Raw genomic sequence first — 22,970 nt, 5'->3', positions numbered from 1 at the left:
GAAATTCCTTACAGGCAGGCATGCACCGCCGCCGGCACCGCTTCGGCGAGCGCCATGGCCGTGAAAGGCCCGCCAAGCAAGCCCGCCGCGCGACCATGCAGCCACGCGCCCTGGCAGGCTGCCTCAAAAGCGGACACACCTGTGGACGCTCCAGTCGCGAGGCGACTGGCGATCAGCCCGGCCAGCACATCGCCCGATCCGGCCACGCTGAGCCAGCTTGAGGCGCGCGGCAGCATGGTCCATCGGCCTGCGGGCGTCGCCACCACTGTATCGGGGCCTTTGGCCACCACCACCATGCCGCTCGCTTCGGCCAGAGCCTTCGCCCGCTTGACCTTGCTGCCGTTGGCATGAAGCGCAAAGGCGCTTTCCAGCGCGGCGAATTCGCCTTCATGCGGGGTGACGATCGCCTGTTGGCCCCTGGTTTGCGCGGGCGTCAGCAGCATCAGCGCATCGCCGTCAAGCACCAGAGGTTTGCCGGTGGCCAGCACGGATTTCAGCACGGCCTCCGCCGTTTTGTCACGCCCCAGCCCGGGGCCGACCAGCAGAGCGCACAGGCGTTTGTCGGCCAGCCCGTCCAGCCCCTGCACCACCAGATCGGCGGGCGCGGGCAGAGCATCCTGCGTCAACAGGCGCACATAGCCCGCCCCGGCGCCGCCTGCCGCGCGCGCCGCCATCAGCGCGGCGCCGGGCATGGCGCCTGCCACCACCCCCAGCAAACCGCGCGTGTATTTGTGAGCCCCGGGCGCGGGCGGCGCTATCGAGATGCCTTCCAGCATATGCCCTGCCCCCGCCACCGGATCGCAACCGATCTCCACCAGCTTGAGCACGCCCATCCGCCCCGCCGCGGGCATCAGCCCATGCGCGCGCTTCCATGCGCCCAGCGCGATGGTCAGATCGTATTGCGGCAAGTCCTGCCCGAAATCGTCCCCGCGGTCCGCCTCCACGCCCGAGGGCAGATCGAGCGCCACACGACGGCGATGCCCCGCCGCCAGCCCGGTCAGCAAATCGAGATCGAGATCGCTCAGCGGGCGCGACAGGCCTGTGCCGTACAGGCAATCGACCAGAATATCGCCATGCAGATCGCCATGATCGGGGCAATCCACCACATGGCCCTCGAAGGCCGCGCGCGCCAGCCGCGAGGCCTCGCTGGCGGGGGCATGGGCCATCACCACCTGCACGCGCGCGCCGCGCTCATGCAGATGGCGGGCGATCACCCAGCCATCGCCGCCATTATGACCCGGCCCCACCAGCACGCTGATGATCTTCAGGGGCCCGGCCATGCGCCAGATCAGCTCCGCCGCGCCGCGCCCGGCCCGCGCCATCAGCAACTCGACACTGATGCCGGCATCGATCAGCATCTGCTCGGCCTGCCGCATCTGTTCGGCCGTGAGAATATCGGCGCCGAAATGCAAAGCCTGGGGCCCCCATCCGGGCGCGGGCATGGAGTTCGACACAAAGAACCTCCATCGCAAGGCGGCCTAAGGCGAGCCGCGAGAGGACAAGAATCTCTGCCTTCGCCAAGGCCCCGTCAAGCCCGTCCGCCCTGCGTAAAGGGTGGTTAAGCGGATTTCAGGACTTGGCGGCTAGGTATGATTCGCAAGCTCGCCTCACTCTGCCGGATATGAAACCTATGACGCGCTCACTCCCCCGGATGTTCCAGATGGCAGGCTGTCTGAAGCGCCTCTGGCGTGACAGGCGCGGAGCCACGGCGGTCGAATATGGGCTGATCGTGGCGTTTATCGCGCTGTCCATCGTTGCGGGCGCCAGAAGCATCGGCAATCAGCTCAGCACCACCTTCAACGCAGCCTCCAGCGGGATGAGCGCGCCCTCCGCCTGAGGCCTGCTCTAAGTTTTTTGTCGCATCGTTTTCGCGAAAAACCGGTTCCCACTTTTTCGCACGATGCTCTAGCGGGCCTGCTCAAGCAGATGGGCGCAAAGGGCCGAGAGCCGCTCGGCCCATCCGGCCTGCCCGGCGGCATCGCCGATCAGATCCTGACGCACCTCCACCCCCAGATAGAACCGCCCGCGCGCTTCGGCATGGCGGTTCATCGTGTAATTGAGCTGACGCCCGGAATAGGGCTTCTGATCGCCCACGCACAGGCCATCCACCTGTTCCAGCCACGGCAGGGCCAGGCGCGGCGCGCGATCATCCTGATTGTACAGCACGCCGATATGCCATGGCCGCGCCTCTTCAGGGCGGGTCGAAAGCGAAGGCGTAAAGCTGTGCAGCGAGAGGATCAGGCCGGGCTCGTGCGCCGCCAGCGTCTCAGCCAGCGCCGTGTGATAGGGCCGGTGATAAAGCGCCAGCCGATTGCCCCGCCCCCGCGCATCCAGCACATTGCCGGGGATCAGAATGCCGTCGCTGGTTTCAGGCACCGCGCCCGGAGCCTCCTCCTCCCGATTCACATCGCAGACCAGACGGCTGACATGCGCCAACCACGCCGCATCCGCCCCGCCGCTCTCCACCATCCGCGCGGCCACGCCCGCCACGCCGATGTCGATGGCCACATGCTGGTTCATGCAGGCTGGATCGATGCCCAGATCCACGCCATCGGGCACGCGGTTGCTGGCATGGTCAGAGATCACCAGCACCCCGCCCGCGCGCGGCGTGCCCAGCAGGCGCCACGGCTGATCCATACTCAACGCAGGCGCCCCGCCAGCTGCCACCAGCCGGGCTGTTCCGCCGCGATGGCATCACGCGCGGCATCGCGCGCGGCGATATCATCGAACAGCGCAAAACACGTCGCGCCCGATCCCGACATGCGCGACAGGAAAGCCCCCGTCCGCCCCAGCGCCGCCAGCACATCGGCCACCGGCGGGCAGATCGAGATGGCGGGCGCCTCCAGATCGTTGCGGCCCTGCAGCGCCACATCCCGCGCGCTGCCCTGTGGCATCGCCCCGCGATCGACGCGATCCCATGCCTTGAACACGGGCCCCGTGGGCAGCGGCGCGCGCGGATTGACCAGCAGCACCGGGCAGCCCTGAAGATCGCCCGGAGCCGCGGCCAGATCGGTGCCCGTGCCGCGCCCGATCATCGCCACGCTCTCCACGCAGGCGGGCACATCGGCGCCCAGCTTCGCCGCCGCCTGCTGCCAGCCTTCCGGAAGGCCGGACGTGCGCTGCGCCAGCCGGAACACCGCCCCCACATCCGCCGAGCCGCCGCCCAGCCCCGCCGCCACCGGCAGCGCCTTGTCCAGCGCCACATGCCAGCCCTTCGCGCGCGGCAGCAGCGCCAGCGCATCGAGCACCAGATTGCCTTCCTCATGCGCCAGCAGCGGCGCGAACTCGCCCGAGATGCTGAGCGAATCGGTCTCGGCCTCGGTGACGGTCAGCGTGTCGCCCGCGTCGACGAAGGCGAAAAAGGTCTCCAGCTCGTGATAGCCATCCTCGCGGCGTGCGCGCACATGCAGGGCGAGGTTGATCTTGGCATAGGCTGTTTCAGTGAGAATGGTCATGGGGCGTGCCATGGCTTGAAGGGGGAAAAGGGGCAAGGGGGAAGAAGGGAAGACGCGAGGGTGTTCTCCCATGACGTCTACCGGCGAAGCCTTGGTGGCGCACAATCCTTGCGCGTCGGTTCGGCGTCAGGCAGGGTTGCCGCCTGCGGCGCTTTGTTCCCTCGGCCTCCCGCAAACGCGACGCCATCCGGCGCTTTGGGGCTTTTGCCGGGTTGAGTTTTCCCGCCCACCCCGTCAAGGCTCTGCGACAGAATCATGACGATGCACACCGCCCCTTCCACCCCCGCGCCCCTGGGCGCCCAGATCGCCTCCCAGATCGCTGGCGCGTTCGACTGGTGGGGCGAGGCCGGGGTGGACACCCTCTTCACCGACGAACCCGTCACCTGGCTCGCCGAAAAGCGCGACCCCGCCGCCGCGCCCCAGCGCGCCGCGACACCCCTCCCAGCCGCCTTCGCCGAGGCCATCGCCGCCGCCAAAACACCGGTTGCGGAGACCACCGAGCAGGCGGCCCGCATCGGCGGCGACACCAGTAGCCTCCCGCAGGATCTGGCCGCTTTCGACAGCTGGTGGCTGCAGGAACCTTCGCTCGACAGCGGCCATGTCGAGGGGCGCATCGCCGCCAAGGGGCCCACGCAAGCGCCGCTGATGGTGCTGGTCCCCCAGCCCGAGGACGGCGATGCCGCCGCCGGGCAATTGCTGTCCGGTCCGCAAGGCGCTTTGCTGCGCGCCATGCTGGCCACCATGGGGCTGGCCGAAGAGAGCATCCGCCTCGCCGCCGCCCTGCCGCGCCATATGCCGCATCCCGACTGGACCGCGCTCAATGCGCAGGGACTCGGAGGCGTGCTGCGCCATCATGTCGCGCTGGCGGCGCCTCGGCGGATTATTGCCTTTGGTGGCAACATTCTGCCGCTGCTGGGCCACAATCTGCCGCAAAACCCTGCCGTTTTACCTTCTGTTAACCAAGATGGAGCAGGGAATTCCCACGGAAAGCTCGACTCCGCTCCCGCGCCCTCGATCATGGCAATGCCGGACCTGGCCACCATGCTTGAGCGTCCGCGCGCCAAGGCGGTGTTCTGGCACCACTGGCTGAACTGGCAAGACTAGACATTCACACGGTAGCGCGGGCCAATGGATCGCTCCCGCGCAATCGTGACGTTAAGGACAGGCATCTCAAGGATGAAGCGGGGCTCAATGACGGCACATTCTGGCTTGCGCGGCAGCTTGCGCAAAAGCGCGGGCACGGCGCTGGCACTGGCCTGTCTGGCCCTGCCCGGTCTGGCTCAGGCGAATTCCGCCGCCGCCGAATATTTCATGGGCCGCTCCGCGCGTTCCTCCGTGCCGAAAGTCCTCTCCGAGGATGAGCGCAGCTGGTACAAGGACGCCTTCGCCACGCTGAAGCGGCAGGATTGGGCAACCTTGCGCCAGATGCTGGACACGCGCCCCGATGGCCCTCTGCATAATGTGCTGCGCGCCGAATATTACCTCGCCCCCGGCAGCCCGCGCATCGAGCTTGATGCGCTCAACCAGTGGCTGGCCAGCGGCACCACCCTGCCCGAGGCCGAACAGATCGAATCGCTGGCCGCCAGGCGCGGCGGCGCGGCCCTGCCCGCCTTGCCCTCGGCGCAGCAGCTGGTGGCATGGCCCAGCGCGCCGCGCCGCACCCGCCCTCGCTCGGTTGCGGACAACACCATGCCCGCCACGGTTGCCGGCAGCATCAATGATCGCATCAAGATCAACGATACGGCGGGCGCCAAGCAGCTGCTCGACGGGGTGGACGCCACCCTCAGCAGCGAGGCGCGGGCCGAATGGCGCGACAAGGTCGCCTGGGCCTATTACATCAACAATCAGGACAATGAGGCCTATGCGCAGGCCATCGCCGCCGCGCAGGACCCCAATGCCGCTACCCGCGGCGCATGGGTGGGCGAGGCATGGTGGACAGCGGGGCTGGCCGCATGGCGTCAGGGCGCCTGCCAGCAGGCCGTTCCCGCCTTTGCCGAGGCCGCGAAAACCGGCGGCAATCAGGAGCTGATCGCTGCGGCTTACTACTGGGAATCGCGCGCTTTCGTGCGCTGCCGCCAGCCCGAGCAGGCCGCCGCCGCGCTGCGCTCCGCCGCGCGCGCCGATGAGACGCTCTATGGCATGCTGGCCGCCGAGCAGCTGGGGCTGAAGATGCCCGGCACCCACGCCCTGCCCGATTTCACCGCCGCCGACTGGCAGAACCTGCGCGATACGCCCAATGTGCGCGTCGCCGTGGGTCTGGCCGAGGTCGGCGAGGATGGTCTGGCCGACGATGTGCTGCGCTATCAGGCCCGCATCGGCGCGCCCGGCCAGTATCAGCAGCTTTCCCGCCTTGCCCGCGATCTGGGGCTGCCCGGCACCCAGCTGTGGATGGCCTATAACGCGCCCAGCAACAGCAGCCCGACCCCCGCCAGCCGCTATCCCACGCCCAAATGGACTCCGGCCACCGGCTGGAAGGTCGATCCGGCGCTGCTGTTCGCCCATACGCTTCAGGAATCGGCGTTCCGCACCAATGTCGTGAGCGGCGCGGGCGCGCGCGGGCTGATGCAGATCATGCCCGCCGCCGCGCGCGACCATGCCGCCTATCTGGGCGTCTCGGGCAATGTCACCGATCTGACCCGGCCCGAGATCAACCTCGCCTTCGGGCAGGAGCATCTTGAAGCGCTCAAATCGAACGCGGCCACGCAGGGCCTGCTGCCCAAGGTGATCGCCGCCTACAATGCCGGGCCGCTGCCGGTGTCGCGCTGGAACACCCAGATTCATGACAATGGCGATCCGCTGCTGTGGATGGAATCGGTGCCCTATTGGGAAACGCGCGGCTATGTCGCCACCGTGCTGCGCAACTACTGGATGTATGAGCGCCAGGCCGGAGCGGGCTCGGAAAGCCGCGTGGTGATGGCGCAGGGCATGTGGCCCACCTTCCCCGAACTCTCGGGCAGCAAGGGCGTCCGCGTGGCCGCCAAGGATTGGCCTGCCACCACGACCACCACGCAGGTCGCGGACAGGAACTGATCCGGTGGCCATCGACGAGACGCGAGCCTTCAAGCCAATCAACATCGCCCTGCTGACCATGTCGGACACGCGCACGGCGGAGAATGACACCTCAGGCGATATCCTTGCCGAGCGGATCACGGGCAAGGGCCACAAGCTGGTCTCGCGCGCGATCCTGCGCGAGGATGCGATCCTGCTGGCGGGGACGCTGGCGGATCTGGTGCGTGACCCCGATGTCGATTGCGTGATCTCCACCGGCGGCACCGGCCTGACCGGGCGCGACGTGACGCCCGAGGCCTTGGCTCATGTGATCGCCACCTTTGCGGGCAAGGACATCCCCGGCTTCGGCGAGCTGTTCCGCTGGATCAGCTACACCACCATCGGCACCTCCACCGTGCAGTCGCGCGCGATGGCCGTGGTGGCGGAGGGAACCTATATCTTCGCCCTGCCCGGATCGAACGGCGCCGTGAAAGACGGCTGGGATCGCATCCTGGACGAGCAACTCGACAGCCGGAACCGGCCCTGCAACTTTGTCGAGCTGATGCCCCGGTTGAAGGAAGTTTGAAGCAGAGGAAATGCGAGGGCGCCCGATTTGCTGCGCCGCAGGCTTTAAAAACGTCAGCGCAGCCTATCGACCATGACCTGCCTGCGGCGCTCCAGTTTACGCAGTCGGAGAGGCTGGGCGCTTTGCTTCGGCGCCACTGCCCTGTCGTCGGAAGACGTTCTGGGAGCGCGAGGGGGATACCCCCCTCGCATTTTCTTTTCCTAAACCCCTAAATCAAAAAGCCTTTCAGCCTCTTCCAGCCCCAGATCAATCCTGAACAGATCCCCCAGCACCTCCCGCCACACCGCGGCAGTGCCGATCTCGCGAACCTCCCCCACCCCGCCCTGATGCACGTTCAACCGCCGCCCACTCAGTGAGGCAAACCCATCGGGCAATACGATGGAAGCAAGACAGGCACTGGTGAAACGCGTGCCAGCGCGGGTGAAGGTCCAGTGATTGGAAAGCTCCAGATCGACCGGCGCCACCTGCGCCAGCGAAAAGCTGTATTGCGGCTGAAAGGCATCGTGAGCATGCGCCCGGCCATCGGTGGTACCGGCGGGCCCGGCGCGCTCCAGCAGCCATTCGCCCTCTGCCGCCCCATCGGCCCCGACCCGGCGCAGGCGATGGAGCGCACCATCCGGCGTGGCCGCCTGAGCGCCATCGGCGAGGGGCAGCGGTGGTACATAGGAACCACCGAAACCGGCATCGGCGATCCACGGCGCTCCCGCGATGGCGGTGAGGCGGAAGGTATGGGTCTGGGGCGGGATGGCAGCGGGCTCGGCGGGCCAGTCGCCGCCCAGCCAGACGCGACCCAGCAGCGGGCGATCGGCAAAACCCAGCGCGGTCAGCATCGCACCCAGCAGGGCATTGTGCTCGAAGCAATAGCCGCCCCGGCGGCGCGCGATCAGCTTGTCGGCAATGCTGGGCAGGTCGATGCGGATCGCGCGGCCCAGCATCACATCGAGATTCTCGAAGCCGATCGACAGGCGGTGGGCGCGCTGCAGAACCTCCAGACCGGCGGCATCGGGCATGGGCTTTTCGGTCACGCCAATGCGGGTGAGATAGGCATCGAGCATGGCCTGATTTTCCATAAGATTCCTGTCCTGCGCCAGCGTGTTCCCGGCTCTATCCGCCTGCTGCCGGCGCCTGTCAATGTAGGGCAGCTTGACATTTGTTCTTTCTTTGTTCACATTGAGCCCATGGCCGTTTCCCCTCCTGCTCCGCGCGGACGTGGCGCCGTTTCGGGCGCGACCAGCACGCGTTTCGCCCTGCCCGAGCGCGAGGTGGACCGCGACTGGCTGGACACCCGCGTTGCGCTGGAGGAGGAGCTGCCGCGCCTGCCCACCACGGTCACCGAGGAGGCCGCGCGCACGATCCTGTCGTTCAACCAGTCGCCCGATGTGCCCTTTGATCGCTCGATCAATGCCTATCGTGGTTGCGAGCATGGCTGCATCTATTGCTTTGCCCGGCCCACCCACGCCTATCTCGACCTCTCGCCGGGGCTAGATTTCGAGACGAAGCTCTTTGTGAAACCGCAGGCCGCCAGGCTGCTGCGCCGCACGCTGGCCGCGCGCGGCTACCGCCCCGCCCCCATCGCCATGGGCACCAACACCGATCCCTACCAGCCCATCGAGAAACGCTACCGCCTGACGCGCCAGATCCTCGAACTGTGTCTTGAGGTGCGCCACCCCGTCACCATCACCACCAAATCCGACCGGGTGCTGGACGATCTGGACCTGCTGCGCGAACTCGCCGCGCGCAAGCTGACCGCTGTGGCGATTTCGGTCACCAGCCTCGATGCTGCCCTCTCACGCAAGCTGGAGCCGCGCGCTGCAACGCCGATGAAGCGGCTGGCCGCATTGGGCGCGCTGGTGGAGGCAGGCGTTCCCGCGCATATCAACGTCTCACCCGTGATCCCCGCCATCACCGATGACTGGATCGAGCGTATCCTCGAACAGGCCGCAGAGCGCGGCGTGCGCAGCGCCAACTGGATTATGCTGCGCCTGCCTCATGAAGTCGCGCCCTTGTTCCGCGAGTGGCTGGACGCGCACTTCCCCGAGCGCGCCGCCAAGGTCATGTCGATCATCAACCAGATCCGGGGTGGGCGCGATAATGATCCGAACTTCCATAGCCGCATGAAGCCGCAAGGCGTGTGGCCGGATCTGACGCGAGCGCGGTTTCGCAAGGCGATGGCGCGGCTGGGGATGGAGCGGGGGCGGATTGAACTGGATTGCTCCCAGTTCGTGGCGCCGGAAAGGGATGGGCAGATGCGGTTGTTTTAAAGGTTTAAACGAGACATGCGAGGGTCATAACCCTCGCGCTCCCTTTAATGTCTTCGTTGCGCATCGGGTTCGGCCAAGGCGCCCAGATTGCCGCGCCGCAGGCATGAAAACTCCACAGACAGCGCTGAAGGTTGGGCATGACCGCCTGCGGCGCTTTGTCTTGTGCAGGTGGATAGGCTGAGCGCGATGATTGGGGACGACTGCCCTTGCGTCGGAAGACGTTATGGGAGCGCGAGGGGGGAACCCCTCGCACGTCTCTTCCTTCAAGCTTTCCTTAGGCGACCAACCGCAACTGCGCCCGCCCCCGCTGAGGCGCAAACGACAGCACCGTCACACCCTCGATTGCCGCGATCACCTCGACCAGATCGCCGTCCAGCGCGAAATCCTGACCCAGGCGCAACTGCGGCTGCACCGGATCGCCGGTCTTCAGCGTTGCGACCACCTCGCCCCTGGCGCTCGCGCCAGACCCTTCGCCAGCGCCCACGCGCGGCAAGATCGTCGCCAGTTGCACGAAGGCCTCGGGCTGCGACACCTCGATCTTCAGCATCATGCGCGCGGCATTGCGCACCTCGCTCAAAGGCTGGCCGCCGCGGATGGTGACGCGGGGGGGCTCTTCCGGGCTGGGGCTGTCGAGTTCCACGGTCAGCAGGATGCAGGTGCTTTCCTTGGCCCAGTTCAGGAAGGGCTCGACCAGCGATTCCTCGAAGCAGGAGGCCGAGAACTGGCCGGAAGAGTCCGAAAACTCCGCCATGATAAAGTCCTTGCCGCGCTTGGTTTTGCGCTTCTGAACGCTCTCGACCATGCAGGCCATCACGGCATTGGCGCGGCCTCCGGCAGGCGAGCCCTGCGACATCAGCGCGCCATAGCTGCGCGCGCCATTGGCCGAGGCGATGGCATGCCATTGCGCCACGGGGTGCGCGGCGAAATAGAAGCCGAAGTTCTCACGCTCCTTGCCCATCTGATCCATGCGGCTCCAGGCGGGGGTTTCGATGAGGCGCAGCGCGGCGGTGTCGCCATCGCTGCCGAACAACCCACCTTGGCCCGATGTGCGGGTGCGCTCGGCTTCGTCCGCGCAAGCCAGCAGCATGTCGGCATTGGCCATGACCTTGGCGCGGTTGGGCTCCAGCATATCGAAGGCACCGCTGCTGGCGAGGCCTTCGAGAGCACGGCGGTTCAAGGAGCCATAGGGCACGCGGGTGAACAGGTCTTCCAGATCCTTGAACAGGCCGTTCGCCTCGCGCTCGGCCACCACCTGCTCCATGGCCTTTTCGCCCACGTTGCGGATGCCGGCCAAGGCGTAACGCACCGCATAGCCGTCGCTGGTTTCCTCGACGGTGAATTCGGCTTCGGAGTGGTTCATGCAGGGCCCGGCGATGGCGAAGCCGTTGCGGCGCATATCGTCCACAAAAATCGCCAGCTTTTCAGACTGATGCATATCGAAGCACATGGCCGCGGCGTAGAATTCGTGGGGGTAATGCGCCTTGAACCACGCCGTTTGATAGGCCAGCAGAGCATAGGCGGCGGCGTGCGATTTGTTGAAGCCATACCCTGCGAATTTGTCGATCAAGTCGAACAGTTCGTTGGCCTTGGCCGCCGGAATGTCCGAATTGGCCTTGCAGCCTTCCACGAAGCGCAGGCGCTGGGCGTCCATTTCCGCCTGCACCTTCTTGCCCATTGCACGGCGCAGCAAGTCAGCGTCGCCCAGCGAGTAACCGGCAAGGATCTGCGCGGCCTGCATCACCTGTTCCTGATAGACGAAAATGCCATAGGTTTCGGCGAGAATGACGCTGAGCTTCTCATGCGGATATTCGATGCTCTCCAGCCCATTCTTGCGGCGGCCGAACAGCGGAATGTTGTCCATCGGGCCCGGGCGGTACAGCGAGACGAGCGCGATGATGTCGCCGAAATTGGTGGGCTTCACCGCCGCCAGCGTGCGCCGCATGCCTTCGGATTCGAGCTGGAACACGCCGACCGTGTCACCCCGCTGGAGCAGCGTGTAAACATCCGCATCGTCCCAGGCCAGCGCGCCCAGATCGATGGTGATCCCGCGCTTGCCCAGCAGATCCACCGCCTTGCGCAGCACAGACAGCGTCTTCAGGCCCAGAAAGTCGAATTTGATGAGGCCCGTGTCCTCGACATATTTCATGTCGAACTGGGTCACCGGCATGTCGGAACGCGGATCGCGGTACAGCGGCACCAGCTGCGCCAGTGGCCTGTCGCCAATCACCACGCCCGCCGCGTGAGTGGAGGAGTTGCGCGGCATACCCTCCAGCTGCATCGCCAGATCGACCAGCCGCTTCACCTCGGGGTCGTTGGTGTATTCGCGGTGCAGTTCGGGCACGCCGTTGAGCGCGCGTTCCAGCGTCCAGGGATCGGTGGGATGGTTGGGCACCATCTTGGTCAGGCGGTCGACCTGACCATAGCTCATCTGCAGGATGCGGCCCGTATCGCGCAGCACGGCGCGGGCCTTCAGCTTACCGAAGGTGATGATCTGCGCCACATGGTCCGCGCCATATTTGGCCTGCACGTAGCGGATCACCTCGCCGCGACGGGTTTCGCAGAAGTCGATGTCGAAATCGGGCATGGAGACGCGTTCGGGGTTCAGGAAGCGTTCGAACAGCAGGCCCAGTTTCAGAGGATCGAGGTCGGTGATGGTCAGCGCCCAGGCCACCAGCGAACCGGCGCCCGAACCACGCCCCGGCCCCACCGGAATGTCGTTCTGTTTGCCCCACTGGATAAAGTCGGCCACGATCAGGAAGTAGCCGGCAAAGCCCATGCGGTTGATGATGCCCGTCTCGAAATCGAGGCGGTCGGCATACTCAAAGAAGCTTTCCTCCACGCCCAGCGGGCGCAAGGCTTCGTAAGCCGCCACGCGCTCCTCGCCCTGCTTGGCGAGAGCGGCATCGAGCGTCGGCTCATCCACGCCCGGCCAGTAAGGCGCCAAACGCTTGGCCAGACCGGCGCGCGACAGATCGACCATCATCCGCGCCTCGCCTTCCTTGTCGCCCGCCAGCGACGGCAGCAGAGGCTTGCGCTTGGGAGGGATATAGGCGCAGCGCTGCGCCACCACCAAAGTGTTGGCCACCGCCTCGGGCAGATCGGCAAAGGCATGCTCCATCACGGGGGCAGGCTTGACCCAGGCCTCCTTGCTGGAACGCGGGCGATCCACCGCATCGACATGGGTGGAATTGGCGATGCAGAGCATGGAATCATGCGCGGCGAAACCGCCCGGATCGGCGAAATGCGCCGGGTTGGTGGCGATCAACGGCAGATCGCGGGCATAGGCCAGATCGACCACCGCATCCTCGGCGCCATCCTCGGCCTCATTCCCGCGCCGGGCGATCTCGATGTAGAGGCGCTCGGGGAAATAGACCTGAAGGGCGTCCAGATAACGCTCCGCCGCGCCATGCTGGCCCTCGGCGATCAGGCGGGTGACGGCGCCATCGCCTGCACCGGTGAGGCAGATCAGGCCCTCCGTGTGGCCCTCCATCGCCGCCAAAGGCACATGCGGTTCATACTCCAGCGGGCGCTCCAGATGCGCCTGGCTGACCAAATGGCACAGGTTCAGCCACCCCGCCTCGTTCTGCGCCAGCAGCACCAGCCAGTCGAGCGTGGGCGCGGCAGGGCCGAACGCGCCGGAGACATTGCGCCCCTCGGGCCGGGCGATGGCCAGCGCGGTGCCGACGATCGGCTGGATGCCCGCATCCTTGCAGGCGCTGGAGAACGCCGGGGCCGCGTAGAGCCCGTTCTTGTCGGTGATCGCAATGGCGGGGAAACCACGCGTCTTCGCCAGCTTGGCAATCGCCTTGGGATCGATCGCGCCATCCAGCATCGTAAAGCTGGAGTAGATGCGCAAGGGCACGAAGGGGGAATAAGACGCCATGGTTTCAGCCTATGGCGGCGTGGGCGGAGGGATCAATCAGGGCGCCATGCGGGGTGTGGGGAAGGTTGGGGATAAGATGGGGATTAGGAGGGGAGAAGAGAAGGATAAGTGCGAGGGGATTATCCCCTCGCGCTCCCAAGACGTCTTCCGGCGATAGCGCGGTGGCTCCCCGAGCCTTGCGCCCAGACGATCCACCTGCGGCGCGGCGTCCGAAGCGCCTGGGCCGAACCCGATGCGCAACGCAAACAGTGATGGGAGCGCGAGGATTTAACACCCTCGTATCTTCCCTTTAAACCCTTAAAGCAGCTCTTCAATCGCCGCTTTCAAAGCCTCCGGCTTCACCCGAGGTCCAAAGCGGCGCACCACCCTTCCCTCACGATCCACCAGAAACTTCGTGAAATTCCACTTCACCTTCCGCGTCCCGAAAATCCCGCGCGCGGTGGAGGTCAGCCACTGCCACAAAGGCGGCGCGCCCGGGCCGTTCACCTCAACCTTGTCCATCAGCGGAAACGACAGGCCGAAGTTTACCTGACAGAACTGCGCGATGTCCTCCGCGCTGCCCGGCTCCTGCTTGCCGAACTGGTTGCAGGGAAAGGCCAGCACCTCGAAGCCGCGCTTGCCGTAATCCTGCCACAGCTGTTCCAGCCCGGCATATTGGGGCGTGAAGCCGCATTGGCTGGCGGTGTTGACGATCAGCACCACCTTGCCCGCCTTTTCGGCCAGCGGCACCGCGCGCCCGTCGGGCAGGCGCGCGGAGAAATCACTGAGGCGTTGCGGCGCCATCAGGCGTCGGCGTGGGGGAAGCCGGGGTGGTTGTAGAGTTCCATGGCCTCTTCCGACTTGATGCGATGATGGCCGGTGCGCTCGATCTCATACTGATCGCGCTGAGCGGCGGGCAGCAGGGCGATGTAGCGGATGAGGTCAGCAAGGTTGCCGTGGCGCAGCACCTTCAGCTCGGCCAGAACGCCCGCGTCGCCAGCGTGGTGCAGCGTGGCGTCCTGATCCCACTCGATGCCGTGGGGGAGCTGCGATTCGCCGCGAAAGGTGCTGGGCTGGGACATGGCATGATCCTTCTGTTCGTATGTTCTTTATATGCGATGTGGCGTGTCACCACCCACTTGGCAAGAGCGCTGCTTTAGTCGTACGCGGCGATCAGCCCATCAAGATGGCGCTTTATAGCTTTCCATTCGCTGACCAGAATCGAATAGACGGCAGTATCGCGCAGGCGGGTGCCGCCCTCGCCGTCACCAACCACCATATGGCCGCGCAAAATGCCGTCCAGACGCGCGCCGATCCGCTCGATGGCGCGGCGGCTGGCAAGGTTGAAGACATCTGTGCGAATCTGCACGCAGCCGACTTCCAGCGTTTCGAACGCATGGCCCAGCAGCAGGCGCTTGGCCTGCGTGTTCAGGCCAGTACGGCGCACGCTGGGCGCATAGAGCGTACCGCCGATTTCCACGCGGCGATGCTTCTCGTTCATCCGCATGTAGCGTGTGGTGCCCACCACCTGCCCGGCGGCGTCCAGCACGGTGAAGACCTGGGCACGGTTGTGACCGGTGTCCGCCTCGATCTGGTTCAGCCAGCCATCGATGGTCTCGGGCCCCGGGGCCATGGTGGCCATCGTCAGCTCGAAGCCCTGCGCGAAGGCGGCCAGCAGCGCCTCGCGGTCGGCGCGGACCAGCGGGCGCAGGGTGACATGCCTGCCGCTCAGCGTGGGGATGGCGGGCCAGCTCACAGATGCGCTTCCCTGGGAGGCTGCTCCACCAGATGACCCTCGACCAGCCGCACCACGCGGTCCATTTTTGCCGCGAGGCGCTCGTTGTGGGTGGCGATCAGCGCCGCCGCGCCGCTGCCGCGCACCAGCTTGAGGAATTCCTCAAGCACGCGGTCGCTGGTGGCTTCGTCGAGGTTGCCGGTGGGCTCGTCGGCCAGCACCAGCGCCGGAGCATTGGCCAGAGCGCGGGCCACCGCCACGCGCTGCTGCTCACCGCCCGAAAGCTGGCTGGGGCGGTGATCGAGCCTTGCGCCAAGGCCCAAGGCGCTCAGCAAGTCGCTGGCGCGGGTTTCGGCCTCTTCCCGGCCCTTGCCCGAGACCAGCTGGGGCAGCACCACATTCTCCAGCGCCGAGAAATCGGGCAGCAGATGGTGGAACTGATAGACGAAGCCCAGATGATCGCGGCGCAGCACAGTGCGCGCATCGCCATCCATCGCGCTGGCATCCTTGCCCGCGATCTCGATCCTGCCGCCAAAGCCGCCCTCCAGCAGGCCGACCGCCTGAAGCATGGTCGACTTGCCCGAGCCCGAAGGCCCCAGCAGCGCCACGATCTGCCCCGAGGTGATGGACAGGTCCACGCCGCGCAGCACCTCGATCGTTACGCCGCCTTGCGTGAAGTTGCGGGTCAGGCCGGTGAGACGAACAACAGAAGAATGGGCGACATCACTCATAACGCAGCACCTGAACAGGGTCCGTGCTCGCCGCCTTCAGCGCGGGAAACAGGGTGAAGGCGAAGGACAGGCCCAGCGCCAGAACGATGATCGCGCCGATCTCGAAAGGCGAGGCCTTGGCGGGCAGCTCGGTCAGGACGCGGATTTTCGGATCCCACAGATTCTGGCCGGTGATCATCTGGATCAGATTCACCACATTCTGGCGGAAGGTGAGGAACAGCACCGCCAGCAGGCAGCCCAGACCCGTGCCCAGCCCGCCGATGGTGCAGCCCACGGTCATGAAGATCTTCATCACACTGGTGCGGCTGGCGCCCATGGTGCGCATGATGGCGATGTCACGCGTCTTGGCGCGCACCAGCATGATGAGGCTGGAGAGGATGTTGAAAGCCGCCACCAGCACGATCAGCGAGCAGACCACGAACATCACCACCTGCTCCACCGCCAGCGCCTGAAACAGCGCGCCATTGATGGCCTTCCAGTCGCTGACCGCGGCATGGCCCTCCCATTTGGCGGAAAGCGGCGCGAGGATTTCGGTCACGCGATCCGGATCGTCCACCTTCACCTCGACCCCGCCGATGGCGTCGCCCATCAGCAGCAGGGTCTGGGCGTCATGCATCGGCATGATGACGAAGGCCTTGTCGAAATCATAGACGCCGATCTCGAAGATCGCGGCCACCGTGTAGCTGACCTGACGCGGCACCGTGCCGAAAGGCGTGGAGCGCCCCGCCGGATTGATGATGGTGATCGAATCGCCCACCTGAGCGCCCAGATCCTCGGCCAGCTGCTTGCCGATGGCGACATTGCCGCTGTCAGGCCGCAGATCCTTGATGTTGCCCGCCACCACCTTGGCGGTGAGATGGGCGATATCCTCATCGGTCTGCCCGCGCACCACCATGGCCGAGACGCGCCCGTTGAAGCTGCCCAGCAAGGGCTGCTCGATCAGCGGGCTGGCCGAAACCACGCCGGGGGTGGCTTTGGCGGACTTCACGATGTCCTGCCAATTGTCGAGCCGCCCGCCATAGCCCTGGATCACCGCATGGCCGTTGAGGCCGGAGATCTTGTCGAAAAGCTCGGCGCGAAAGCCGTTCATCACGCTCATCACGATGATCAGCGCGGCCACGCCCAGCGCCACGGCGGCCAGGCTGATGCCCGCCACCATGGCGATAAAGGCCTCGCCGCGCCCGGGGCGCAGATAGCGCCGGGCGACAGTCCATTCGAAGGTAGAGAGGATCACGCCGAAAAGGTCCGATCGGTTGGCAAGCATCTGGGCGACATGGCGCAACGCCAGCCGCAACGGAGCTTCATGCCTTAAGGATGCGGGGGGCCGCTGGCAATCGTTCCCGCAGGCGCCAGCCCAGCGGCATGAAGCCTCAATCCATCAGCGGCGCCGGGAAAAAGTTCCAAATCCGGTGAAATTTTACATGCAATTTCGCCGGCGAGACGGTCATGATTACTGCATGTTAAGGGTGTGCCCGTAATTTTCCTGAGGCATGGCGACCAAACCCACCCATATTGCGGCGATCAACATCGCCATGGCCTATGTGCTGCTGGCAGCGCTGGCCGTGGCCGCGACGCCTTTGGGCAGCGGGTTCTGCTACATCTGGCCCTCTTCGGCAGTGCTGGTGGCCTATATCGCGCCACGCAACCGGCGAGTCTGGGGGCTGACCATCGGCCTGTCCGTCGGGGCGCTGGGCGTACTGCTGGCCGCGCATGGGCTGAAATGGGTCACCTGCCTCTGGATGGTGATCGCCGATACGGTCGAAGCGCTGATCGCCGCCGGGCTGATGCGCCGTCTGTTGCGGCCCCATGGCCATACCGGCCCCCGCAGCGACGAGATCGGCTGGCTGATGCGGCTGGTCTTTCTGGTCAGCCTGATCCCGCCCATCGTCAGCGGGTTGATCCTGTGGGGGGCGCTCAAGCAGTTCTCGCCCGAAAGCTGGCATCTGGCCCGTGACTGGATGCTGGGCCATGCGCTGGGGCTGATGATGTTCCTGCCCTGCCTGACGCGCATCCAGCGCCTGTGGCGGCAATATCGCCAGAACGGACGCGCCCGCACGTCAGCGTGGAGCCTGCGCAAGACGCTGTCGCTCGGCTTCCCGGTGCTGATGACGGCGACGGCGGTGCTGTCCTTCGGCCTGTCGGACCGGCCGCTGCTGTTTCTGCCGGTGCTGGTGCTGGTGGCGGCCATGCTGTGGATCGACCTGATCGTGCTGAGCTGCATGTATCTGCTGCTGGCCAGCGCGGCGGCGATGGTGGCCATGCTGGGCCATGGCCCGCTGACCTTGCTGCATGTGCCGCTGGCGGTACAGCTCACCTCGGTGCAGGTCTATCTGCTGCTGACGATGGCCTGCATCACGCCGGTCAGCGGGCTGGTCAACCAGCTGCGCCGCAGCCTTGGCGAGCTGCGCGAAAGCGAGGCGCGCTACCGCCTGCTGGCCGATCATTCCACCGATGTGATCATGAGCACCGGCCTCAATGGCTGCATCCGCTTCATCTCGCCCTCGCTGCTGGCGCTGACCCAGCATCAGCCCTCCGATGTGATGGGCCATCGCGCGCTGTTGCTGGTCTGCGCCCAGCACCGCCGCGCCGTGATGAAGGCCCATGCCCGCGCCATCGCCGCGCCGGGCGAGACCGTGCTGGTGGAGTTCGAAAGCCAGCCGCTGATCGGCGCCCCGCGCTGGTTCGAGGCGCATATGCGCGCCGTGGCCGACCGGCGCGGCCTGGCCGAATGCGTGGTCACCGTGATCCGCGACATGTCCGAACGCAAGCGCGTGGAAAGCGCGCTGGCCGAGGCAGCCTTCACCGATCCCCTGACCGGCCTGCCCAACCGCCGCGCGCTGATGGAGGCGATGGAGGGCTGCATCGCCCAGAACCGCCCCGCCGCCCTCGCCGTGATCGACCTAGACCATTTCAAGCAGGTCAATGACCGTTACGGCCATGCCGCGGGCGACGAGGTGCTGCGCAGCTTCGCCCGCGTGGCGCGGCAGGGCCTGCGCGCCAGCGACATGCTGGCCCGCATCGGCGGCGAGGAGTTCGCCCTGCTGCTGCCCGGCGCCGACATTGCGCTGGCCGAGCTGATCTGCAGGCGCATCGGCGCCACGCTGGCCCATACCGTCACGCGCCATGGCGAGATGGCGATCTCGGTCACCTCCTCGATGGGGCTGGCCGTGCTGGGGGACAATGCGATGGTGGCCTTCGATCAGGCCGACAAGGCGCTCTACATCGCCAAGGCGCGTGGGCGGGCGCGGTTGCAGGTGGCGGCGTGATTTGAAAGCCGGATGTGCGGCACCGGCCCGCTCCCCCGGCCCGGCCACCCACAGCATACCATCGATGGGCAGCCGGGCCGGGGGAGCGGGCCGGTGCCGCCGAAAATGTGCCTCGCACATTTTCTAAACAGACTCCCACCCCTTGCGAAAATCCCACAGTCTTCCCAATTCGGGCCCGGCGCAGAAGCGCGCCCCCTTGCCAAATGTCACAAATCTCGTAAAGGCGCGCTCGAACCCAGGGCCCGCCCGAAGGGATGCACCCATTGTGGTACAGGGCCTGTTATTCCCGCCGGGCATCCGGCGCAAAAAGGCACCCACGCCCGGCATGACCGACCATAATCGCACCGCTGCTTCGCCTTCGTCCGATCGCGACTCGACCCCCTGGGATCTTGAGGACGACAATCTGCATGAGGAATGCGGCATCTTCGGCGTGATCGGCATGAAGAGCGCTTCGGCATCGGTCGCGCTCGGCCTGCATGCCCTGCAGCATCGCGGTCAGGAAGCCGTCGGCATCACCAGCTTCGATGGCGACGAGTTCTTCTCGCATCGCGGCATCGGCCATGTGGCGCATGTCTTCAAGAATCAGGACATGTTCGCCGAACTGCCCGGCAAGATGGCATCGGGCCATGTGCGCTACGCCACCACCGGCGGCTCGGGCCTGCGCAACATCCAGCCGCTGTTTGCGGACCTGGCCGGCGGCGGTTTCTCCATCGCCCACAACGGCAACATTTCCAACGCCATGACGCTGAAGCGCGATCTGGTGCAGAAGGGCTCGATCTTCCAGTCGACCAGCGACACCGAGGTCATCATCCACCTCGTCGCCACCAGCCGCTACCCCACCCTGCTCGACCGTTTCATCGACGCGCTGCGTCTGGTCGAGGGCGCCTATTCGCTGATCTGCATGACGAGCGAAGGCATGATCGCCTGCCGCGACCCGCTGGGCATCCGCCCGCTGGTGATCGGCCGCCTTGGCGACGGCATCATCTTCGCCAGCGAGACCGTGGCGCTCGACGTGATCGGCGCCGAATTCATCCGCGAGGTCGATCCGGGCGAGATGATTCAGGTCAGCCACAATGGCAAGATGATCTCGCACCGCCCCTTCGGCAAACCTTCCGCGCGCCCCTGCATCTTCGAGCACGTCTATTTCAGCCGTCCCGACTCGGTGATGGGCGGCCAGTCGGTGTATGAAGTGCGCAAGGCAATCGGCAAGGAACTGGCCAAGGAATCGCTGGCCAATGCCGATCTGGTGATCCCCGTGCCCGATTCGGGCGTGCCCGCCGCCATCGGCTATGCGCAGGAAAGCGGCATCCCGTTTGAACTCGGCATCATCCGCAGCCACTATGTGGGCCGCACCTTCATCCAGCCCGGCGACGGCGCCCGCCACGCCGATGTGAAGCGCAAGCACAACGCCAACCGCGCGCTGGTCGAGGGCAAGCGCATCGTGCTGATCGACGATTCGATCGTGCGCGGCACCACCTCGCTCAAGATCGTGCAGATGATGCGCGATGCCGGCGCCAGCGAAGTCCACATGCGCATCGCCAGCCCGCCGACCGAGCACAGCTGCTTCTACGGCGTCGACACGCCCGAGCGGAACAAGCTGCTGGCCGCCCGCATGGACCTGCAGGCCATGACCGACTTCATCCAGGCCGACAGCCTGGCCTTCGTCTCCATTGACGGCCTCTACCGCGCCGTGGGTGAGCAGCAGCGCAACAATGGCTGCCCGCAGTTCTGCGACGCCTGCTTCTCCGGCGAGTACCCCACCCGCCTCACCGACCTGATCGAGGCCGGCAAGGGCGATGATGTGAAAATCCCGGCCTAAACAGTTTGTTGTCGCCTTTTCCGGATCGCCGGGTGATATCACCCGGCGCAAAAACACTCTGGAAGGATATCCCGCATGTCTGACGCCCGCCCGTTCGAGGGCCAACTCGCTTTGGTAACGGGCGCCAGCCGGGGGATCGGCGCGGCCACAGCTCAGGCGCTGGCCGCGCAGGGCGCCCATGTCATCCTGACCGGGCGCGACACCAAGGCGCTCGAAGGCGTCGAGGATGCCATCCATCAGGCGGGCGGCTCGGCCAGCATCGCCCCGCTCGAACTCACCGAGCCCGATGCCATCGCCCGCCTCGCCACGGCCATCTCTGGCCGGTGGGACGCGCTGGACATTCTGGTCATCAATGCTGCGCAGCTACCGCAGCTGACGTCGGTGCAGGATATCGACCTCAAGGCCTTCAACCGCGCCATCGGCACCAATGTGCTGGCGACTCAGGCGCTGCTGACCTGCTTCACCCCCATGCTGAAAAAGAGCAGCCGTGCCAGCGTGATCGGCCTCACCACCTCGGTCGCCACCGCGCCCCGCGCCTATTGGAGCGCCTATGGCGCCACCAAGGCCGCGCAGGAGGTGCTGCTCGATTGCTATGCTCAGGAAATGAAAAACATTTCCGCCATCCGCGTGGCCATCGTTAACCCTGGCGCCACCCGCACCGCCATGCGCGCCAAAGCCTATCCGGGCGAGAATCCCGCCTCCGTCAAGGCTCCCGAGGTGGTGGCCAATGCGATCACCGCCGCGCTGCTAGGTGATTTTCCCAGCCCATATCGTTTCGACGTTAACCCGTCCTGATAAGCGCCCGTCAAGCCGCGGGGGGCCAATGTGGCTTCGCACGGTCCACCCCCGCACAGTGGGCCGCTGCCGAAGGGTATGAGGGTTCAAGAGACCTCCGCCCGTGACGGCCACGGCGCGCAAAGGCACGCCAGCCAATCTGGCGCGACCGGCTTTTCCGCAGCCCCATATGCCGGTCGCGCCTTTTTGCTTTTCGTTGAAGCAGGAAAGTTAAGATGCGAGAGGGTTACCCCCTCGCGCTCCCATGAATGTCTGCGTTGCGCTTAGGGTTCGGCCAAAGAGCCAAGATTGCAGCGCCGCAGGCTTTTAATCGCCAGATATCCTGACGCTTCACGAACAAATGCCTGCGGTGCTTTAGGTTACGCAGGTGGAGAGTTAAGGCGCATCAATTCGGCGCCCCTGCCCTCTCGTCGGAAGACGTTATGGGAGCGCGAGGGTGTAACACCCTCGCATCTTCCCTTCTTCTTTCCACCAATCACGGCTACTCAAACGCCATGAAAGCCCATCCACTCCTGATCGCCGCGAGTTTGCTGGCAGGCCTGCCCGGCATCGCATTCGCCAATGACACCTCGGCCCAGCTGGCTGCCGGAGGGCTGGTCCTCACCCGCAGCGACGCCATCGAGATGCGCAGCGAGGATCTGCGGATTTCCCGGTCCGAGGTGGTGGTGCGTTACACCTTCCTCAACACCAGCGGCAAGGATGTGACCAGCCGCGTGGCCTTTCCCCTGCCGCCGATCGGCGGCCCCGATTTCTTCCAGAGCGATGTCTCGATCCCGATCAGCGATTCGGACAATTTCCTCGGCTTCACCACGAAGATCGACGGCAAGCCGGTGGCGATGGAGATGGAGCAGAAGGCGGTTGCGGGCGGGGTGGACCGCACCGCCTGGCTGCGCGCCCACGGCATCCCGCTGACGCCGCAGAGCGACGGGGCGACTGCCGCTTTGGGCAAGCTTTCGCAAGCGAAGCTCGCCGAGGCCGGGCGCCTGAAGCTGATCGCCAGTGACGATGGCCCGGGGTGGGAGCTGCACACCACCTATCACTGGGTTCAGCGCTTTCCCGCCGGGGTGCCGGTGGTGGTGGAGCATCGCTACAAGCCCTCGGTGGGCGGCACGACGGGGACCATGCTGGGGCAGGAAAAAGACCCGGAGACCGAAAAGCGTTATTGCGTCGAACCCTCCTTGCTGGCGGGGCTGCGGCGCTCGGTGAAGACGGGGCATGTCGTCTATACCGAGAACTGGATCGATTATGTGCTGGTCACCGGGGGCAACTGGAAAGCGCCGATCGGTCAGTTCAAGCTGACGGTGGACAAGGAGCAGCCGGGCGATCTGGTCAGCTTCTGCGCGGATGGCGTGCGGAAGGTCAGCCCCACGCGCTTCGAGGTGACCCATACCAACTGGCGCCCGACGCGCGATCTTTCGATCCTGTTTCTCGTGCGCAACGAGACCCGATAGGCCTGAAAGCGCGAGGGGGAC

The 22,970-nt window shown here is 65.8% G+C and carries 19 protein-coding genes; 9 read left to right on the top strand and 10 right to left on the bottom strand.

Going from position 1 to position 22,970, the window contains the following annotated elements; translation table 11 throughout:
- Window positions 1-8: 8 nt before the first annotated feature.
- Window positions 9-1,454: an NAD(P)H-hydrate epimerase gene (locus SR3_RS15710; RefSeq protein WP_245653945.1), complete on the bottom strand. Its 1,446-nt coding sequence runs from the start codon at window positions 1,452-1,454 to the stop codon at window positions 9-11.
- A gap of 176 nt (window positions 1,455-1,630) precedes the next feature.
- Between SR3_RS15710 and SR3_RS15705 the strand changes: the two genes are divergently transcribed.
- Complete coding sequence (locus SR3_RS15705) at window positions 1,631-1,837, top strand: Flp family type IVb pilin (protein ID WP_245653944.1); 207 nt, start codon at window positions 1,631-1,633, stop codon at window positions 1,835-1,837.
- Window positions 1,838-1,905: 68 nt separating this feature from the next.
- On the opposite strand, the gene SR3_RS15700 is transcribed toward SR3_RS15705, so the two are convergent.
- Window positions 1,906-2,637, bottom strand: a complete 732-nt coding sequence (locus tag SR3_RS15700; protein ID WP_068088021.1) for an N-formylglutamate amidohydrolase — start codon at window positions 2,635-2,637, stop codon at window positions 1,906-1,908.
- 2 nt (window positions 2,638-2,639) lie between these two features.
- Complete coding sequence (locus SR3_RS15695) at window positions 2,640-3,455, bottom strand: 4-(cytidine 5'-diphospho)-2-C-methyl-D-erythritol kinase (RefSeq protein ID WP_068088018.1); 816 nt, start codon at window positions 3,453-3,455, stop codon at window positions 2,640-2,642.
- A gap of 255 nt (window positions 3,456-3,710) precedes the next feature.
- Here SR3_RS15695 and SR3_RS15690 point away from each other — a divergent pair, with 255 nt between their 5' ends.
- From SR3_RS15690 to SR3_RS15680, 3 genes are all read left to right on the top strand, one after another.
- A complete protein-coding gene (locus SR3_RS15690; RefSeq protein ID WP_245653943.1) occupies window positions 3,711-4,559 on the top strand; it encodes a uracil-DNA glycosylase family protein in 849 nt (282 codons plus the stop codon).
- Between the two features lie 87 nt (window positions 4,560-4,646).
- A complete protein-coding gene (locus SR3_RS15685) occupies window positions 4,647-6,485 on the top strand; it encodes a lytic transglycosylase domain-containing protein (RefSeq protein ID WP_068088014.1) in 1,839 nt (612 codons plus the stop codon).
- Between the two features lie 4 nt (window positions 6,486-6,489).
- Entirely contained in the window at window positions 6,490-7,029 is a 540-nt protein-coding gene (locus SR3_RS15680) for a molybdenum cofactor synthesis domain-containing protein (RefSeq protein WP_068088009.1), read from the top strand.
- Between the two features lie 200 nt (window positions 7,030-7,229).
- Here SR3_RS15680 and SR3_RS15675 read toward each other — a convergent pair whose 3' ends face one another.
- Window positions 7,230-8,099, bottom strand: coding sequence for an arylamine N-acetyltransferase family protein (locus tag SR3_RS15675; protein ID WP_084455618.1), 870 nt, complete (start codon window positions 8,097-8,099; stop codon window positions 7,230-7,232).
- Window positions 8,100-8,207: 108 nt separating this feature from the next.
- Here SR3_RS15675 and SR3_RS15670 point away from each other — a divergent pair, with 108 nt between their 5' ends.
- Window positions 8,208-9,290: a PA0069 family radical SAM protein gene (locus SR3_RS15670; RefSeq protein WP_068088007.1), complete on the top strand. Its 1,083-nt coding sequence runs from the start codon at window positions 8,208-8,210 to the stop codon at window positions 9,288-9,290.
- Between the two features lie 274 nt (window positions 9,291-9,564).
- Here SR3_RS15670 and dnaE read toward each other — a convergent pair whose 3' ends face one another.
- The 6 genes from dnaE to SR3_RS15640 form a co-directional block, all read right to left on the bottom strand.
- A complete protein-coding gene (gene dnaE / locus SR3_RS15665; RefSeq protein ID WP_068088005.1) occupies window positions 9,565-13,173 on the bottom strand; it encodes a DNA polymerase III subunit alpha in 3,609 nt (1,202 codons plus the stop codon).
- A 297-nt stretch (window positions 13,174-13,470) separates the two neighbouring features.
- Window positions 13,471-13,956 (bottom strand): glutathione peroxidase, encoded by a 486-nt coding sequence (locus SR3_RS15660; protein WP_068088003.1) that lies wholly within the window; start codon window positions 13,954-13,956, stop codon window positions 13,471-13,473.
- Window positions 13,956-14,234 carry a hypothetical protein gene (locus SR3_RS15655; protein ID WP_068088001.1) on the bottom strand — a complete coding sequence of 93 codons (279 nt, stop codon included), beginning with the start codon at window positions 14,232-14,234 and terminating at the stop codon, window positions 13,956-13,958. The genes SR3_RS15660 and SR3_RS15655 overlap by 1 nt, the downstream gene beginning before the upstream one ends.
- Window positions 14,235-14,308: 74 nt before the next feature.
- Entirely contained in the window at window positions 14,309-14,908 is a 600-nt protein-coding gene (locus SR3_RS15650; RefSeq protein ID WP_068087998.1) for a GNAT family N-acetyltransferase, read from the bottom strand.
- Complete coding sequence (locus SR3_RS15645; protein WP_068087996.1) at window positions 14,905-15,618, bottom strand: ABC transporter ATP-binding protein; 714 nt, start codon at window positions 15,616-15,618, stop codon at window positions 14,905-14,907. The genes SR3_RS15650 and SR3_RS15645 overlap by 4 nt, the downstream gene beginning before the upstream one ends.
- Complete coding sequence (locus SR3_RS15640; RefSeq protein ID WP_068088087.1) at window positions 15,611-16,852, bottom strand: lipoprotein-releasing ABC transporter permease subunit; 1,242 nt, start codon at window positions 16,850-16,852, stop codon at window positions 15,611-15,613. Before SR3_RS15640 ends, SR3_RS15645 begins: the two co-directional genes overlap by 8 nt.
- 256 nt (window positions 16,853-17,108) lie before the next feature.
- Here SR3_RS15640 and SR3_RS15635 point away from each other — a divergent pair, with 256 nt between their 5' ends.
- The 4 genes from SR3_RS15635 to SR3_RS15620 all read left to right on the top strand — a co-directional run bounded on the left by SR3_RS15635 (window position 17,109) and on the right by SR3_RS15620 (window position 22,949).
- Window positions 17,109-18,884, top strand: coding sequence for a sensor domain-containing diguanylate cyclase (locus SR3_RS15635; RefSeq protein WP_068087995.1), 1,776 nt, complete (start codon window positions 17,109-17,111; stop codon window positions 18,882-18,884).
- A gap of 325 nt (window positions 18,885-19,209) precedes the next feature.
- Window positions 19,210-20,703 (top strand): amidophosphoribosyltransferase, encoded by a 1,494-nt coding sequence (gene purF, locus SR3_RS15630; RefSeq protein ID WP_068087989.1) that lies wholly within the window; start codon window positions 19,210-19,212, stop codon window positions 20,701-20,703.
- A gap of 75 nt (window positions 20,704-20,778) precedes the next feature.
- A complete protein-coding gene (locus SR3_RS15625; protein ID WP_068087986.1) occupies window positions 20,779-21,498 on the top strand; it encodes an SDR family NAD(P)-dependent oxidoreductase in 720 nt (239 codons plus the stop codon).
- A 494-nt stretch (window positions 21,499-21,992) separates the two neighbouring features.
- Window positions 21,993-22,949, top strand: a complete 957-nt coding sequence (locus SR3_RS15620; RefSeq protein WP_169805647.1) for a DUF4424 domain-containing protein — start codon at window positions 21,993-21,995, stop codon at window positions 22,947-22,949.
- Window positions 22,950-22,970 lie beyond the last annotated feature (21 nt).

This window comes from Novosphingobium rosa NBRC 15208, from assembly GCF_001598555.1.
GTDB classification, from domain to species: domain Bacteria; phylum Pseudomonadota; class Alphaproteobacteria; order Sphingomonadales; family Sphingomonadaceae; genus Novosphingobium; species Novosphingobium rosa.
Note: the sequence above shows the minus strand (reverse complement) of the source record. Positions and strands in the feature narration are given on the sequence as shown.